This window comes from Pseudomonas fluorescens, assembly GCF_902497875.1.
Taxonomy (GTDB): domain Bacteria; phylum Pseudomonadota; class Gammaproteobacteria; order Pseudomonadales; family Pseudomonadaceae; genus Aquipseudomonas; species Aquipseudomonas fluorescens_BR.
Map to the genome: position 1 here is coordinate 124686 of NZ_CABVHY010000011.1, position 16889 is coordinate 141574.

The 16889-nt window shown below is 60.6% G+C and carries 12 protein-coding genes; 10 read left to right on the plus strand and 2 right to left on the minus strand.

What is annotated here, in order from left to right; genetic code table 11:
* Positions 1-37 precede the first annotated feature (37 nt).
* The 8 genes from F8N85_RS13125 (at position 38) to cmoB (ending at position 10498) form a co-directional block, all read left to right on the plus strand.
* On the plus strand, positions 38-1420 hold the full coding sequence (locus F8N85_RS13125; RefSeq protein ID WP_150804023.1) for a carbohydrate porin: 1383 nt from the start codon (positions 38-40) through the stop codon (positions 1418-1420).
* Positions 1421-1526: 106 nt separating this feature from the next.
* Positions 1527-3950: a glucose/quinate/shikimate family membrane-bound PQQ-dependent dehydrogenase gene (locus tag F8N85_RS13130; RefSeq protein WP_150804024.1), complete on the plus strand. Its 2424-nt coding sequence runs from the start codon at positions 1527-1529 to the stop codon at positions 3948-3950.
* A 302-nt stretch (positions 3951-4252) separates the two neighbouring features.
* Positions 4253-6670 (plus strand): endopeptidase La, encoded by a 2418-nt coding sequence (gene lon / locus F8N85_RS13135; protein ID WP_150804025.1) that lies wholly within the window; start codon positions 4253-4255, stop codon positions 6668-6670.
* 217 nt (positions 6671-6887) lie between these two features.
* A complete protein-coding gene (locus tag F8N85_RS13140) occupies positions 6888-7322 on the plus strand; it encodes a hypothetical protein (protein ID WP_150804026.1) in 435 nt (144 codons plus the stop codon).
* 192 nt (positions 7323-7514) lie between these two features.
* Positions 7515-7907, plus strand: coding sequence for a protease inhibitor I42 family protein (locus F8N85_RS13145; protein WP_150804027.1), 393 nt, complete (start codon positions 7515-7517; stop codon positions 7905-7907).
* 2 nt (positions 7908-7909) lie between these two features.
* Positions 7910-8560, plus strand: coding sequence for a lysoplasmalogenase (locus tag F8N85_RS13150; protein WP_150804028.1), 651 nt, complete (start codon positions 7910-7912; stop codon positions 8558-8560).
* Positions 8561-8765: 205 nt separating this feature from the next.
* Positions 8766-9545 carry a carboxy-S-adenosyl-L-methionine synthase CmoA gene (gene cmoA / locus F8N85_RS13155; RefSeq protein ID WP_191636177.1) on the plus strand — a complete coding sequence of 260 codons (780 nt, stop codon included), beginning with the start codon at positions 8766-8768 and terminating at the stop codon, positions 9543-9545.
* Positions 9542-10498, plus strand: a complete 957-nt coding sequence (gene cmoB, locus F8N85_RS13160; RefSeq protein ID WP_150804030.1) for a tRNA 5-methoxyuridine(34)/uridine 5-oxyacetic acid(34) synthase CmoB — start codon at positions 9542-9544, stop codon at positions 10496-10498. The genes cmoA and cmoB overlap by 4 nt, the downstream gene beginning before the upstream one ends.
* A 149-nt stretch (positions 10499-10647) precedes the next feature.
* On the opposite strand, the gene tadA is transcribed toward cmoB, so the two are convergent.
* Complete coding sequence (tadA, locus tag F8N85_RS13165) at positions 10648-11145, minus strand: tRNA adenosine(34) deaminase TadA (protein WP_150804031.1); 498 nt, start codon at positions 11143-11145, stop codon at positions 10648-10650.
* Positions 11145-12518 carry a multicopper oxidase family protein gene (locus F8N85_RS13170; RefSeq protein WP_150804032.1) on the minus strand — a complete coding sequence of 458 codons (1374 nt, stop codon included), beginning with the start codon at positions 12516-12518 and terminating at the stop codon, positions 11145-11147. Before F8N85_RS13170 ends, tadA begins: the two co-directional genes overlap by 1 nt.
* A gap of 220 nt (positions 12519-12738) precedes the next feature.
* Here F8N85_RS13170 and F8N85_RS13175 point away from each other — a divergent pair, with 220 nt between their 5' ends.
* Entirely contained in the window at positions 12739-15585 is a 2847-nt protein-coding gene (locus tag F8N85_RS13175; RefSeq protein ID WP_150804033.1) for a valine--tRNA ligase, read from the plus strand.
* A 273-nt stretch (positions 15586-15858) separates the two neighbouring features.
* On the plus strand, positions 15859-16872 hold the full coding sequence (gene rlmF, locus F8N85_RS13180) for a 23S rRNA (adenine(1618)-N(6))-methyltransferase RlmF (protein ID WP_150804034.1): 1014 nt from the start codon (positions 15859-15861) through the stop codon (positions 16870-16872).
* The last annotated feature ends 17 nt before the right edge of the window (positions 16873-16889 follow it).

The window sequence follows — 16889 nt, forward strand, 5'->3', positions numbered from 1 at the left end:
TCTACCCATTCCCAGAAAAAGATCTAAACCCGCCTCCATGCCCGACTACCAGAAACTCAAAGACAGCGCTGTCCGAAGCCCTTTTGCCGGCCGAAAAACCCTGATCCTGCTCGGCGGCCTCACTGCCTTCGGCCTCACCACCGGCACCCAGGCGGCCCCGGCATTCGACAGCGACTCCCCCTGGATGCTGGGCGACTGGAACGGTACTCGCACGGAACTCGCGGAAAAAGGCTACGACTTCAAAGTCGATTACACCGGCGAAATGGGCTCCAACCTGCATGGCGGTTACAACCACGACCGCACTGCGCGCTACAGCGACCAGTTCGGCCTCGGCACCCATCTGGACCTGCAGAAGATCCTCGGCTGGGACGACGCCGAGTTCCAGCTGACCATCACCGAACGCAGCGGCAACAACATCAGCAATGACCGGATCAACGATCCACGGGTCGGCGGCTTCACCTCGGCGCAGGAAGTCTGGGGTCGCGGCCAGACCTGGCGGCTGACGCAGATGTGGTATCAGCAGAAATTCTTCGACCAGAAACTCGACATCAAGGTCGGCCGTTTCGGTGAGGGAGAGGACTTCAACAGCTTCCCCTGCGACTTCCAGAACCTGGCGTTCTGCGGCTCGCAAGTCGGCAACTGGGTCGGCGACATCTGGTACAACTGGCCGGTCAGTCAGTGGGCTCTGCGGGTCAAATACCACCTGACGCCTGAACTCTACGCGCAGGTCGGCGCTTATGAGCAGAATCCGTCGAACCTTGATCGCGACAACGGCTTCAAGCTCAGCGGCAGCGGCACCCAGGGCGCGATCCTGCCGGTCGAGCTGGTCTGGACTCCGAAGCTTAATGGCCTGCCCGGGGAATACCGCGCCGGTTACTACTACAGCACTGCCAGCGCCACTGACGTTTATAAAGACCACAATGGTCAGCCCGCCGCCTTGAGCGGTGAGGCCTATCGCAGCAGTTCGAGCAAGCACGGCGTCTGGCTGGGGCTGCAGCAGCAACTCACTAGCCGTGCCAGCGACCACTCCCGGGGCTTGAGCGTGTTCGCCAATGCCACGCTGCACGACAAGAAAACCAACGCGATCGACAACTACGTCCAGGGCGGTGTCGTCTACAAGGGCCTGTTCGATGCACGGGCCAAAGACGATATCGGGTTCGCCATGGCCCGGGTCCACGTCAACCCGGCTTTTCGCAAGAACGCCGAGGCCAGCAACCAGGCCCGCGCCGTCTACGACTTCGATGACCCGGCCTTCCTGCCGCCGCAAGACACCGAGTACAGCGCCGAGCTCTATTACGGCGTGCACCTCACCGATTGGCTGACCGTGCGCCCGAACCTGCAGTACATCCGCCACCCCGGAGGCGTCGACAAGGTCGATGACGCGCTGATCGGCGGGATCAAGGTGCAAAGCTCGTTCTGACAGCCTCATCTGAACCAACCCGCTTTAGCTGAACCAATCCCGCGCCTGATCGTCATCTACAGTGAACTTGCGCGGGAACACTCTTAACGTCACGGAGAACCACACTATGAGCACTGATGGTGCTTTGAGTCGAAGCCGTCTGTTGCCGAGCCTGCTCGGTATCCTGCTTCTGCTAATGGGCCTGGCCTTGCTGGCCGGGGGGATCAAGCTGAGCATGCTCGGCGGCTCGCTGTATTACCTGCTGGCCGGTATCGGTCTGGTGCTCACCGGGCTGTTACTGCTCGCGGCCCGCCGCGCGGCACTGGGCCTGTACGCACTGGTGCTGTTTGCCAGTACGGTATGGGCGCTGTGGGAGGTCGGCCTGGACTGGTGGCAACTGGTACCGCGTCTGGCGATGTTGTTTGCCCTGGGTATCGTCCTGCTGTTGCCGTGGTTCCGCCGTCCGTTGCTGCGCGGCCAGACCGCTACCCTGGGCACCAAGGCGCTGAGCGCGGCGGTGGTCATCGCCGGCGTTACCGCGCTGGCCAGCCAGTTCAACAACCCTGGTGAAATCAAGGGCCAGCTGGATCGCGACGCTGTTCCCGGCATGACCAACACCGCCCCGGCCATGCCCGACGGTGACTGGAATTCCTACGGCCGTTCGGCCCACGGCGACCGTTATTCGCCACTGGCGCAGATCACTCCAGAAAACGTCAGCAAACTGGTGCCGGCCTGGACGTATCGCACCGGTGACCTGCCAGGGCCGAACGACCCGGGTGAGACCACCGCGGAAAACACCCCGCTCAAAGCCAACGGCATGCTCTACGTCTGCACGCCCCACAGCCAGGTGATCGCCCTGGACCCGGATACCGGCAAGGAAATCTGGCGTTTCGATCCGAAGCTGAGCACGCAGAATGCGGCGAACTTCAAGGGCTGGGCGCACATGACCTGTCGTGGCGTGTCGTATCACGATGACGCGGCCTATGCGGCCACCGAGCAAAGCCCGGTCACGCCCGATACCAGCGCGACTGCAGCGCCGGCGAGCAACGTCTGCCCGCGACGGATCTTCCTGCCAACCGCCGACACCCGTCTGATCGCCCTCGACGCCGACACCGGGAAAATGTGCGAGGACTTCGGCGACAAGGGTCAGGTCGACCTGCGCAGCAACATCGGCAGCTTCACCGCCGGTGGTTACTACTCCACCTCGCCAGCCGCGGTCACGCGCAACCTGGTGATTATCGGCGGTCACGTCACCGACAACGTCTCCATCGATGAACCCAGCGGCGTGATCCGCGCGTTTGACGTGCACACCGGTCGCCTGGTATGGAACTGGGACAGCGGCAATCCGGATGACACCACGCCGATTGCCGAAGGCCAGGTCTACACCCGCAACTCGCCGAACATGTGGTCGATATTCAGCGTCGACGAAAAACTTGGCATGGTTTACCTGCCGATGGGTAACCAGACACCGGACCAGTGGGGCGGCGACCGCACCCCAGAGTCGGAAAAGTACAGTGCGGGTGTCACTGCGCTGGACATCGACACCGGCCACGTGCGCTGGACCTTCCAGTTCACCCATCACGACCTGTGGGACATGGACGTCGGCGGTCAACCGACCCTGATGGACCTGAAAACCGCTGACGGGGTCAAACCGGCGCTGCTCGCCTCGACCAAGCAAGGCAGCATCTACGTGCTCGACCGCAGCACCGGCCAGCCGATCGTGCCAATCAAAGAAGTGCCGGTTCCACAAGGCGCTGTAGAGGGCGACCACACCTCGCCGACCCAGCCAATGTCGGACCTGCACATGATGCCGCCGGTGCTCGAAGAGCACGACATGTGGGGCGTCACCCCGTTCGATCAGATGCTCTGTCGGATCGACTTCAAGTCCCTGCGTTACGACGGCATCTATACCCCGCCTTCGCTGCAAGGCTCGATCGTTTATCCCGGCAACTTCGGGGTATTCGACTGGGGTGGTATCTCGATCGATCCGGTGCGCCAGATCGCTTTCCTCAACCCAAGCTACATGGCCTTCAAATCGAAACTGGTGCCTGCTGCTGAAGTGGCCGGCGGCCCGGGTCGCAAAAGCGAAACCGAAGGCGTGCAGCCGAACAAGGGCGCGCCTTACGGTGTGATTCTCGAAGCCATGCTCTCGCCCATGGGCCTGCCCTGCCAGGCGCCGGCCTGGGGTTATGTGTCGGCAATCGACCTGACCACCAATAAAGTGATCTGGAAACACAAGAACGGCACCGTGCGTGACAGCGCCCCGGTTCCGATCCCGCTGAGCATGGGCGTGCCAAGCCTGGGCGGGACCTTCACCACCGCCGGTGGCGTCGCCTTCCTCAGCGGCACCCTCGATCAGTACCTGCGCGCCTACGACGTGAAAAACGGCAAGCAGCTGTGGGAAGCTCGCCTGCCAGCGGGCGGTCAAACCACCCCGATGACCTACACCGGTAAAGACGGCAAGCAATACGTGCTGGTCGTCGCCGGCGGCCACGGCTCGCTGGGCACCAAACAGGGTGATTATGTCCTGGCGTTCAAACTGCCGGATTAAGCATTAACGGCAAAAGACAAAGGCGACTATCGAGAGGTAGTTGCCTTTTTTTGTGAGTACATAAACCAGAGACTTTCGGCGAGTGTGAGATCGCCAAGATCGCAGCCTGCGGCAGCTCCTACACGGGCTCCGTACACCCGCAAAATATCTGGCGTATTCAAAACCCGTAGGAGCTGCCGCAGGCTGCGATTTTTTTGGCCCCCCTGAATATCGCCCATGAAATATCCATTAACAAACTCCCACCATTGAAACCACTGCCCACCTGCCCCATCTAACCACCATACCCAATGCGCAGGTGCCCCATGAGCGACCAGCAAGAATTCCCGGAAGACCCCAGCGAATACGCCGATCCAGAAAACGCCGAACACCACACCACAGGCACCGGCCTGGCCTTGCCCGGGCAGAATCTGCCGGACAAGGTCTACATCATCCCGATCCACAATCGGCCGTTCTTCCCGGCGCAAGTGCTGCCGGTGATCGTCAATGAAGAGCCGTGGGCCGAAACCCTGGAACTGGTCAGCAAGTCCGATCATCACACCCTGGCGCTGTTCTACATGGACACGCCCCAGGAAGACCCACGGCATTTCGACACCTCGAGCCTGCCACTCTACGGCACCCTGGTGAAGGTCCATCACGCCAGTCGCGAAAACGGCAAACTGCAATTCGTCGCCCAGGGCCTCACCCGCGTGCGCATTCGCACCTGGCTCAAGCACCATCGCCCGCCGTATCTGGTGGAAGTCGAATACCCGCACCAGCCGAGCGAGCCGACCGACGAGGTCAAGGCCTATGGCATGGCGCTGATCAATGCGATCAAGGAACTGCTGCCGCTCAACCCGCTGTACAGCGAAGAGCTGAAGAATTACCTCAACCGCTTCAGCCCCAACGACCCGTCGCCGCTGACTGACTTCGCCGCCGCGCTGACTTCGGCGACAGGGAGTGAGCTGCAGGCAGTGCTCGACTGCGTGCCGATGCTCAAGCGCATGGAAAAAGTCCTGCCAATGCTGCGCAAGGAAGTCGAAGTCGCGCGCCTGCAAAAAGAAATCTCCGCTGAAGTAAACCGCAAGATCGGCGAGCACCAGCGCGAGTTCTTCCTCAAGGAACAGCTCAAGGTCATTCAGCAGGAGCTGGGCCTGACCAAGGACGACCGCAGCGCCGACATTGAACAGTTCGAGCAGCGGCTGGTGGGCAAGGTCCTGCCCCCGCAGGCGCAAAAACGCGTCGAAGAGGAAATGAACAAACTGTCGATCCTCGAAACCGGCTCACCGGAATACGCGGTGACCCGCAACTACCTGGAATGGGCCACTGCAGTGCCATGGGGCGTGTATGGCGAGGACAAACTCGACCTCAAACACGCGCGCAAGGTGCTCGATCAACACCACGCGGGGCTCGGCGACATCAAGACGCGGATTCTCGAGTTCCTCGCGGTGGGCGCCTATAAAGGCGAGATCAGCGGTTCCATCGTGCTGTTGGTCGGCCCGCCGGGCGTGGGCAAAACCAGTGTCGGCAAATCCATCGCCGAATCCCTCGGGCGGCCGTTCTATCGCTTCAGCGTCGGCGGCATGCGCGATGAGGCGGAGATCAAGGGCCACCGCCGGACCTACATCGGCGCCCAACCGGGCAAGCTGGTGCAGGCACTGAAAGAAGTCGAAGTGATGAACCCGGTGATCATGCTCGACGAGATCGACAAGATGGGCCAGAGCTACCAGGGCGACCCGGCCTCGGCACTGCTGGAAACCCTCGACCCGGAACAGAACGTAGAATTCCTCGATCACTACCTGGACCTGCGCCTGGACCTGTCGAAGGTGCTGTTCGTCTGCACCGCCAACACCCTGGACTCGATTCCCGGCCCCTTGCTGGACCGGATGGAAGTGATTCGCCTGTCGGGCTATATCACTGAAGAAAAAATGGCCATCGCCAAGCGTCACTTGTGGCCCAAACAGCTGCAAAAGGCCGGCGTTTCCAAAGGCAGTCTGTCCATCACCGACGGCGCCCTGCGCGCGGTAATCGACGGTTATGCCCGTGAGGCCGGGGTGCGGCAGCTGGAAAAACAATTGGGCAAGCTGGTGCGCAAATCAGTGATGAAGCTGATCGACGAGCCGAGCGCGGTGATCAAGATCGGCAACAAAGAGCTGGAAGCCTCACTCGGTCATCCGGTGTTCCGTAACGAGCAAGTGCTGTCCGGCACCGGGGTGATTACTGGCTTGGCCTGGACCAGCATGGGCGGCGCGACCCTGCCGATCGAAGCCACGCGGATTCACACGCTCAATCGCGGCTTCAAACTCACCGGGCAACTGGGTGAAGTGATGAAAGAGTCGGCGGAAATCGCCTACAGCTACGTCAGCTCCAATCTGAAGTCGTTTGGCGGTGATCCGAAGTTCTTCGACGAAGCCTTCGTCCACCTCCACGTTCCGGAAGGCGCCACCCCGAAAGACGGCCCGAGCGCCGGCGTGACCATGGCCAGCGCCTTGCTGTCCCTGGCGCGCAACCAGCCACCGAAAAAAGGCGTGGCCATGACCGGCGAACTGACCCTGACCGGGCATGTGCTGCCCATTGGCGGCGTGCGCGAGAAAGTGATTGCGGCGCGGCGGCAGAAGATCTTCGAATTGATCCTGCCAGAGCCCAACCGCGGCAGCTTTGAAGAATTGCCGGAGTATCTGAAAGAAGGCATCACCGTGCACTTCGCCAAGCGCTTTACGGATGTGGCGAAAGTGCTATTCTAAAAATCTTATGCGTGAATAGCTGCCAGGTTCACGCTTGGCAGCGACTGCATCTTAAATAGCAAAAATACAAAAAATCAGCACCACCCTATACAAAAACAATCCAACCAACTGTTACTTCTGACAGTTCACCTTTTCAAAGCCTGATGCCTATAGTGGTCGCCAATGGCTTTACGCCTGTGAAGTCATTATTTAATTTTGCTTTTAAAAGGGATTTGAAATGACGACCATCACCAGCGCTATCAAAAAAGTTACCAGTACTATCACAACAACGGGCACCTTTACCGCCAAAATTGAAAAACAGCCTGACTTCATCGCAGACAGCGTAAACGTCTATAAAGACATAGATGGCTATATTCATTTAAGTGGCAAAGAAACATACCCTAATGGCGATGACAGAATCCTTTATATCATTCCAGAAAAAGATGTAAAAAACGGCCAACACACTTTCCCCCAAGGCATTTCCCATATAATTTTTTCTACCCGAATCGGTGGGATAACCGATACGGCACGTATTATTGAGGGAAATTGCACTATTAATTTCGACGAAATAAAAGAACACTACAAAATGTCTTTCCATGTGAAGGTCAAAAATCACGATGGCGTTCTCATAGACATTCTGGGAAATCTTGACCTTAATCATCCCATGGACTGATTGCTCGTTCCCACGCTCCCGCGTGGGACGCTCCGCGTCACAGAACCGGACGCAGAGCGTCCAGTGAGGCATTCCCACGCAGAGCGTGAGAACGATCAAACCATCGCCAGCCACAGCCCACCTCTCGTCACAATTTGTCTCATCTTCGGTTATGCTCGCCGTTCGTCGTGAATGACCGGAGCGTCCTGACCCATGTCCCCCACTCGCCTGCTTCTCCCCCTCAGCCTTGCCCTGCTTGCTGCCTGCGCCAGCCAATCCAGGCAGAACGTCACGGTGGAAAAACAAAGCGAATGCCCGGTGCAGTTGAAGTCCGGGCAGAACCTGATCCTCATCCTGCCAAGCAATCCGACCACGGGTTATCGCTGGGCGATTCAGGATTCGGCCGGGGGCGTGCTGCGCAGCCTCAGCCCTGAGGTCTACAGCAACCCGGAAGACGCCGGGCTGGTGGGCAGTGCCGGGCAGTCGACCTGGCGTTTCAAGGCCGCGGCAGCGGGCAGCGCGCGGTTACGCCTGACCTATCAGCAGCCGTGGGCGCCAGAAGTCGCTCCGGTGGAAACCTTCGAATGCTCGATTGCGGTTAACTGATCGTGGGCTGGCTGATCCTGGCGCTGATGGGCGCGGTGACGTTCATCTATGGGTTGAGCGTTCACGCCACCTTGCTGTGCCTGGTGGTCAAACCCTTGCCGGTGCTGGCGTTGCTGGGTTGGCTGCATGATGCACCGCCCAGTGAATATCGACGCTGGATCAGCCTGGGCCTGATTTTTTCCCTGCTCGGCGACGTGCTGCTGGCATGGCCAAGCGATTTGTTCGTGTTCGGCCTCGGGGCGTTTTTAATCGCGCACCTGGCCTATCTGAAAGCCTATCTGAGCGACTGCCGTCGGCTGGCATTGCTGCCTCTGTTACTGGCACTGAGTGTCGGCGCGCTGTTGCTCGGCGTGCTGATTGCCCATGGTTTGGGTCCATTGCTGGTTCCAGTAATTGTTTATGGCCTGGCCATCAGCGCCATGCTCTGGCGCGCGCTGGCACGCCTGGGCAGCGACGTCCCCAGGCGCTCGGCGTTGCTCGCGGCAGGCGGTGCCGTGGCGTTTGTATTCTCCGACAGTGTGATTGGCATCAACCGCTTCGTGGTGCCCTTTGAGGCCGCGCCCTACCTGATCATCCTCAGTTACTGGCTGGGGCAATGGGGGATCACGGCGTCGGCGTTCAACCAACAGAACGGCGAACGGCGCAATCCGTAGCAGCTGGCGAAGCCTGCGTTCGGCTGCGCAGCAGTCGCAATTCGGACACCACGATTCATCTGATGAACCGTGTGCATAGGTTTACGACCGCTTCGCCCGGATGCGGCCCAGACCGAACGCAGCCTTCGGCAGCTGCTACAAAGGATCGCGTCTCCCGCAGCGCTTTATCAGACAACCCGCGCATCCGCGCGCCAACTTGGCTAAAATGCCGGCCTTTTCCACCGACACCGCCGGAACCGCCGTGAGCAAAGACCCCGATCGCCTTTTCGCCCAACCCCTGCCTCAGGTGCCGGACTTCGCCTTCAATGAGGACGTGGTGCGGGTGTTCCCGGACATGATCAAGCGTTCGGTGCCGGGTTATCCGACCATTGTCGAGAACCTGGGAGTACTGGCGGCGCAGTTCGCCCAGCCCAATAGCGTGCTCTACGACCTGGGATCGTCCCTCGGTGCCGTGACCCAGGCCCTGCGTCGCCATGTGCGCACCGACGGTTGCCGGGTGATCGCTGTGGATAACTCGGCGGCGATGGTCGAGCGATGCCGCGAATACCTCAATGGCCAGGACTCGATGTTCCAGGAGTTGCTGCCGGTGGAAGTGATCGAGGGTGACATCCTCGCGCTGCAGTTCCAGCCAGCCTCGGTGGTGGCGCTGAACTTCACCCTGCAATTCATCGCCCCGGACCAGCGCCTGGCATTGCTGGGCCGTATTCGCCAGTCGTTGTTGCCGGGCGGCGCACTGATTCTCTCGGAGAAATTGCGCTTCAATGATCCCGAGGAACACGCGCTGCTCACCGACCTGCATGTCGCCTTTAAACGGGCCAACGGCTACAGCGAACTGGAAATCGCCCAGAAGCGCAGCGCCATCGAAAATGTAATGAAACCCGACAGCCTCGAAGAACACCGCGAACGCCTGCTGGCGGCCGGGTTCTCGAAAGTCGTGCCGTGGTTCCAGTGTCTTAACTTTGCCTCGTTGATTGCCTTGCCATGATTGATCTGTCCCCCCTCGCCCGCCGCCTGGCAGGTACCCCGCTGGCCGAATGGGCCAACACCCTGCAAGCGCAACTCGATACCAGGATGGAAAAAGGTCACGGCGACCTGGAGCGCTGGCAAAGCGCGCTGGATGCCTTGCCCAGGATCCAGCCGAGCGAGATCGATCTGCTCAACGGCCTGACGCTGGACACCGACTGCGACGAGCAAACCCGCGCGCAGATGCGCAGTGCGCTGATGGGCCTGTCGCCATGGCGCAAGGGGCCGTTCGATCTGTTCGGGGTGCACGTCGACACCGAATGGCGCTCGGACTGGAAATGGTCGCGGGTCGCCCCGCACCTGGACCTCAGGGGCAAGCGCATCCTCGATGTCGGTTGCGGCAACGGCTACTACATGTGGCGCATGCTCGGTGCCGGTGCCGACAGTGTGATCGGCGTCGACCCGAACTGGCTGTTCTTCTGTCAGTTCCAGGCGGTGCAGCGTTATCTGTCAGAACCGTCGGCCTGGCATCTGCCCTTCCCCTTCGAAGACTTGCCGGCGAACCTGGAAGGCTTCGATACGGTGTTTTCCATGGGCGTGTTCTACCACCGGCGCTCGCCGATCGAGCATTTGCTGGCGCTCAAGGACTGCCTGGTCAAGGGCGGCGAACTGGTGCTGGAAACCCTGGTGGTGGAAGGCGACAAGCACCAGGTGCTGGTGCCGGAAGACCGCTATGCGCAGATGCGCAACGTCTGGTTCCTGCCGTCGGTGCCGGCCCTGGAGTTGTGGCTACGGCGGGCGGGGTTCAGTGATGTGCGCTGTGTGGATGTCAGCGTTACCAGTGTCGAGGAACAGCGTGCCACTGAGTGGATGAAGTTTCAGTCGCTCAGTGACTACCTTGATCCGGATGACCACAGCAAAACCGTCGAAGGTTTGCCGGCGCCGATGCGGGCCGTTATCGTGGCTCGCAAATAGATCGCAGTTTCCTGAGGTTACAAGGATCCAATGTGGGAGCGAGCTTGCTCGCGATAGCATCACCGCGGTTTTTCAGATACACCGCAGGGCCTGCATCGCGAGCAAGCTCGCTCCCACAGTAGATCTCCATTTGTATTCTAGAAATGCGTTCAGTCGGCTGGCCGCGCCCGCCGCGCCTTGAAAAACTCGCTCAACACCGCACCACACTCTTCAGCCAGCACCCCACCCTCGAACAGCACCCGATGGTTGAGGAAACCCTGGCTGAAGAATTGCCCCTGGCTTTGCACGATCCCGGCCTTGGGTTCCAGGGCCCCATACACCACCCGCGCAATCCGCGAATGCACGATCAACCCGGCGCACATGCTGCATGGCTCCAGGGTGACGTACAACGTACTGCCCGGTAGCCGATAGTTGCTCGCCGCTTGCGCAGCAGCACGAATCGCCACCATCTCGGCATGGGCACTGGGGTCGCTGCCGCTGATCGGGCAGTTGAAGCCGCGGCCGATGATTTCACCATCCTGCACCAACACCGCGCCGACCGGCACCTCGCCCAGTGCGGCGCCTTGGGCGGCAAGAACCAGGGCTTCGCGCATGAAGTCCTGATCGCGACTGCGATCGATGATTTGCGCTGGACGCATCTGACGCATCAGGAGACCTCGATGGCGGCCATCAGGCCGGTTTCCATATGGTCGATCACATGGCAGTGGAACATCCACACCCCCGGATTATCCGCCACCAGCGCCACCCGGGCGCGCTCGTTCTTGCCCAGCAGATAGGTGTCGGTGAAGTACGGGGTGATCTTCTTGCGGTTCGAGGCGATGACCTTGAAGCTCATGCCATGCAGGTGGATCGGGTGCTGATACTGAGTCATGTTCTTCAATTCGAAAATGTAGCTCTTGCCCTTTTTGAGCGTGGCAATCGGGCGGTCGGCGCAGGTCTTGTCGGTGATGTCCCAGGCCTTGCCGTTGATCTGCCACAGGCTTGGAGGCCTATTCTCCACGTTCACCGAGACCGAGCCAACCCACTCGAAGTTGAAGTTGAGTTTCTCGGCGTTGGCGAGGTCCGGTTCGGCGATCGGGTTGGCCGGCAATGCGGGTGGCCACTCGGTCGGAGCATCGTTGTGCGCTACCGAACGGAACGTTCCCAGGCGCACCGGGCCATTGCGCAACGAGAGCTCTTCGCCGACCGGCGGCGCCTTGATCGCCAGGCAGATCCGCATGCCGGGTCCCAGCCAGTATTCCTTGCCCAGCGGCCGCGGTTCGATGGGATTGCCATCCAGCGCGTAGATCTGCGCTTCGACGCCGGGGATGTTGAGGCGGTAGGTCAGGGTGTTGTCCAGATTAAGCAAGCGCACCCGGGTGATCTGCCCGGCTGGCAGGTCGATCACCGCCTGCGCTACGCCGTTAATGGTCGCCAGGCGTCCGGCCGTACCGCCACGGGCCGCTTCACGGGGAATACTGAAGGGCAAGTAAGCGCCTTGTTCGTCGACGTGCCAGCTCTTGAGGCTCAGGGTCCGCTCGTAGTTGAAACCGGTGGGCTCGCGCTCTTCGATGATCAGCGGTCCGACCAGCCCCTTACCCAGTTCTTCGCTGCTGTTCACGTGAGGGTGATACCAGTAGCTGCCAGCGTCCGGCACGCGGAATTTGTAGTCGAAATATTCACCGGGCAACACCGGCAACTGCGAGACGTAGGGGACGCCGTCCATTTCCAGCGGCAGGCGAATACCGTGCCAGTGAATGGTGGTCGCCACCGGCAGATGGTTGATGAAACGCACCCGCAGCCACTCGCCTTGGCGCACTCGCAGCTCGGTGCCCGGTGCCGAAGGACCAAAGGCCCAAGCCTCGGTTTTATGCCCGGGAACCAGTTCAACGTCCAGCGGCGCGGCGATTAGCTGATAATCGTGGCCCGCATCGGCGTCGGCCATCTTCCCCAACCAGTAGCGCGACGCACCGCCGGCCCCGACCCCGACCACCACAAGGCCGGCCAGACCACCGAGTATTTGTCGACGGGTAAAGGACATGGACTCAACTACCTCGCGTATCCGCAACAGGCCTGGGCCTGCAAAAAGCGAATACGATACACCCGCAGTTGAGAAACAGTAAGGGTGGCGCGGCGACGGGACGCAGGGCCAGTGGCCGCAATTTCCTCTCCTCATCATCACCTCAGGCTACGCCCGGGGGCACATCCCCGCTATACTTGCCGGCTTTTCCTGAATAAATGCCAATAGGGTCCCGCCGCGCATGGATAAGACCTACCAGCCGCACGCCATTGAAACTTCCTGGTACAACACCTGGGAGTCCGAGAATTATTTCGCTCCGCAAGGCGCGGGCGATTCCTACACCATCATGATTCCGCCGCCGAACGTCACTGGCAGCCTGCACATGGGCCATGGCTTCAACAACGCGATCATGGACGCGCTGATCCGTTTCCGCCGCATGCAGGGTCGCGACACCCTGTGGCAGCCGGGCACGGACCACGCCGGTATCGCCACGCAAATGCTGGTGGAGCGCCAACTCGAAGCCCAAGGCCAGAGCCGTCATGACCTGGGCCGCGAGAAATTCCTCGAGAAAGTCTGGGAATGGAAGGATCAGTCCGGCGGCAACATCAGCCGCCAGATCCGCCGCCTCGGCTCGTCCGTGGACTGGAGCCGCGAGCGCTTCACCATGGACGACGGCCTTTCCGAAGCCGTTAAAGAAGCCTTTGTGCGCCTGCACGAAGACGGCCTGATCTACCGCGGCAAGCGTCTGGTCAACTGGGACACCAAGTTGCACACGGCGATCTCCGACCTCGAAGTGGAAAACCACGACGAAAAAGGCTTCCTGTGGAACCTGCGTTATCCGCTGGCCGATGGCGCTAAAACCGCTGACGGCCTGGATCACCTGATCGTCGCCACCACGCGTCCGGAAACCATGCTCGGCGACGCCGCTGTCGCGGTGAACCCGGAAGACGAACGTTATAAAGCGCTGATCGGCAAGTTTGTCGAGCTGCCACTGGTAGGCCGCCGCATTCCGATCATCGCCGATGATTACTGCGACCCTGAATTCGGCACCGGCTGCGTGAAAATCACCCCGGCCCACGATTTCAACGACTATGAAGTCGGCAAGCGCCACAACCTGCCGCTGCTGAACATTTTCGACAAGAACGCCGCTGTACTGCCAGCCGCTCAGGTGTTCAACCTCGACGGCAAGCTTAACGAGCAAGTCGATGGCAGCCTGCCAGCCAAATACGCCGGCCTCGACCGTTTCGAAGCGCGCAAGCAGATCGTGGCCGACCTCCAGGCTCTGGATTTGCTGGTGAGCGTTGATGATCATGCCCTGAAAGTGCCGAAAGGCGATCGCTCCGGGACCATCATCGAACCGTGGCTGACCGACCAGTGGTACGTCTCCACCAAGCCTCTGGCAGAACCGGCGATTGCCGCCGTTGAAGACGGCCGGATTGCCTTCGTGCCCAAGCAGTACGAAAACATGTACTTCTCCTGGATGCGCGACATCCAGGATTGGTGCATCAGCCGTCAGCTGTGGTGGGGCCATCGGATTCCGGCCTGGTACGACGAGTCGGGCAAAGTCTATGTCGGTCGCGACGAAGCCGAAGTGCGCGCCAAGAACAACCTTGGCCCGGACGTCGCGTTGCAACAGGACAATGATGTCCTCGACACCTGGTTCAGCTCGGGCTTGTGGACTTTCTCCACCCTCGGCTGGCCGGAGCAGACCGAGTTCCTGAAGAAATTCCACTCCACCGACGTGCTGGTGACGGGCTTCGACATCATTTTCTTCTGGGTCGCCCGGATGATCATGCTCACCATGCACTTGGTGAAGAACGAAGACGGCACTCCGCAGGTACCGTTCAAGACCGTCTACGTGCACGGTCTGGTCCGCGATGGCCAGGGCCAGAAGATGTCCAAGTCCAAGGGCAACGTCCTTGACCCGCTGGACATCATCGACGGCATCGACCTGGAAACCCTGGTGCAGAAACGCACCCAGGGCTTGATGCAGCCAAAACTGGCGAAGAAGATCGAGAAGCAGACCCGCGACGAGTTCGCCGAGGGTATCGCCAGCTACGGCACCGATGCCCTGCGTTTCACTTTCTGCTCGCTGGCCTCCACCGGCCGCGACATCAAGTTCGACATGGGCCGCGTCGAAGGCTATCGCAACTTCTGCAACAAGATCTGGAACGCCGCGCGCTACGTGCTGGACAAGGGCGAAGACTGTGGCCAGAACGGCGAAGCCTTCGAGCTGTCCCTGGCCGATCGCTGGATCATCTCGCAGCTGCAACGCACCGAAGCCGAAGTGACCCGCCAACTCGACCAGTTCCGTTTCGACCTGGCCGCGCAAGCCTTGTACGAGTTCATCTGGAACCAGTATTGCGACTGGTACCTGGAACTCTCCAAGCCTGTGCTGTGGGACGACAACGCGCCGGTGGAACGTCAGCGCGGCACCCGTCGCACGCTGGTTCGGGTGCTGGAAGTTGCCCTGCGCCTGGCGCACCCGTTCATGCCGTTCATCACCGAAGAAATCTGGCAGCGCCTGGCGCCGCTGGCCGGCGTTGAAGGCAAGACGATCATGCTGCAACCGTGGCCAGTGGCCAACGACGAACGCATCGATCCGGCAGCCGAAGACGACATCGAATGGCTCAAGAGCCTGATGCTCGGCACTCGCAACATCCGTGGCGAAATGAACATCGGCCCGGGCAAGCCCCTGACCCTGTTCCTGAAAAACGTCAGTGCTGAAGATCAGCGTCGTCTCACCGAGAACGATGCCCTGCTGAAGAAGCTGGCCAAGCTCGAGTCGATCACCATTCTCGCCCCAGGCGCCGAAGCACCGCTGTCCGCTACCGCTCTGGTCGGCGAGATGGAAGTGTTGGTGCCAATGGCCGGCCTGATCGACAAGGCCGCGGAACTGGCGCGCCTGGACAAGGAAATCCAGCGTCTGCAAGGCGAAGTGCAACGGGTCGGCGGCAAGCTGTCCAATGCCGCGTTCGTTGACAAGGCCCCGGCCGAAGTCATCGACAAGGAACGCGCCAAACTGGCCGAAGCCGAACAGGCACTGGGCAAGCTGGCCGAGCAACATGCGCGGATTGCCAGTTTGTAACGGTAGATCGCAATGAAAGAGGGAGGCCTGTGTGGCCTCCCTTTTTTATGCCTGCCCCTTTTTCCAAAACACTGAGCCCCCCTGTGGGAGCGAGCTTGCTCCCGATAGGGTCCTGTCAGCCGACATCAATATCGAATGTTGCGGCCCCATCGCGAGCAAGCTCGCTCCCACATTATTTGATCAGTGTTGCCACTTTTTGTGATCGACCCTGAAACAGGGTCGGATGTGGGACAATACCCCTCACTTTGAGCCAGCCCCGAATCGACTTCGCCCATGACCACCCCCAGAACACCGCACAAAAAGCCCCAGTCAGCGACTCCCGCCAAAGCTGCCGTTCCCCGCGAGAAGGCCACCCTTCACCCGCGCAATCGCCACCAGGGCCGCTATGACTTCGCCCAACTGATCAAAACCACGCCGGAACTGGCGCAGTTCGTGATCATCAACCCGTACGGCAAGGAAAGCATCGACTTCGCCAGCCCGGACGCGGTACGGGTGTTCAACCGGGCTTTGCTCAAGTCGTTCTACGGCATCGCCCACTGGGACATCCCGGCCGACTACCTGTGCCCGCCGGTTCCAGGCCGCGCCGATTACGTGCATTTTCTGGCCGACCTGCTGGCCAGCGGCAATGAAGGCGTGATCCCTCGTGGCGCCGCGGTGAAGGTGCTGGATATCGGCATGGGCGCCAACTGCGTGTATCCGCTGATCGGTTACAGCGACTACCGCTGGCAGTTCCTTGGTTCGGAAGTCGACCCCAAGGCCATCGCCGCGGCCAAAGCCATTATCCAGTCCAACGGTCTGAACAAAGCCATCAGCTTGCGCCTGCAAACCAACCCCAAGCAGATCCTGCTGGGTTTGCTCGAACCCGGCGAGCGGTTTGACCTGACCATGTGCAACCCGCCCTTCCACGCCTCCATGGACGAAGCCACCCGTGGCAGCGAGCGTAAATGGCGCGCCCTGGGCCGTGCCGACCCGAAACGCAAACTGCCGGTGCTGAACTTCGGCGGTCAATCGGCAGAGCTGTGGTGTGAAGGCGGCGAAGCACGGTTTGTGACGCAGCTGATCGCCGAGAGCGCGCATTTTCAGCAAAAAGTGCTGTGGTTCAGCACCCTGGTGTCGAAAGCCTCGAACCTGCCGGCGATCCAGACTGCGCTGAAAAAGGCCGGTGTATTGGAAAGCCAGGTGGTGGAGATGTCCCAGGGCCAGAAGCAGAGCCGCTTCGTCGCCTGGACCTTCCAGACCAAAACCGAGCAACAGGCCTGGCGCCAGCGCTGGGTTCGCAAGGACTGACCAGGTGACGCCCGGGT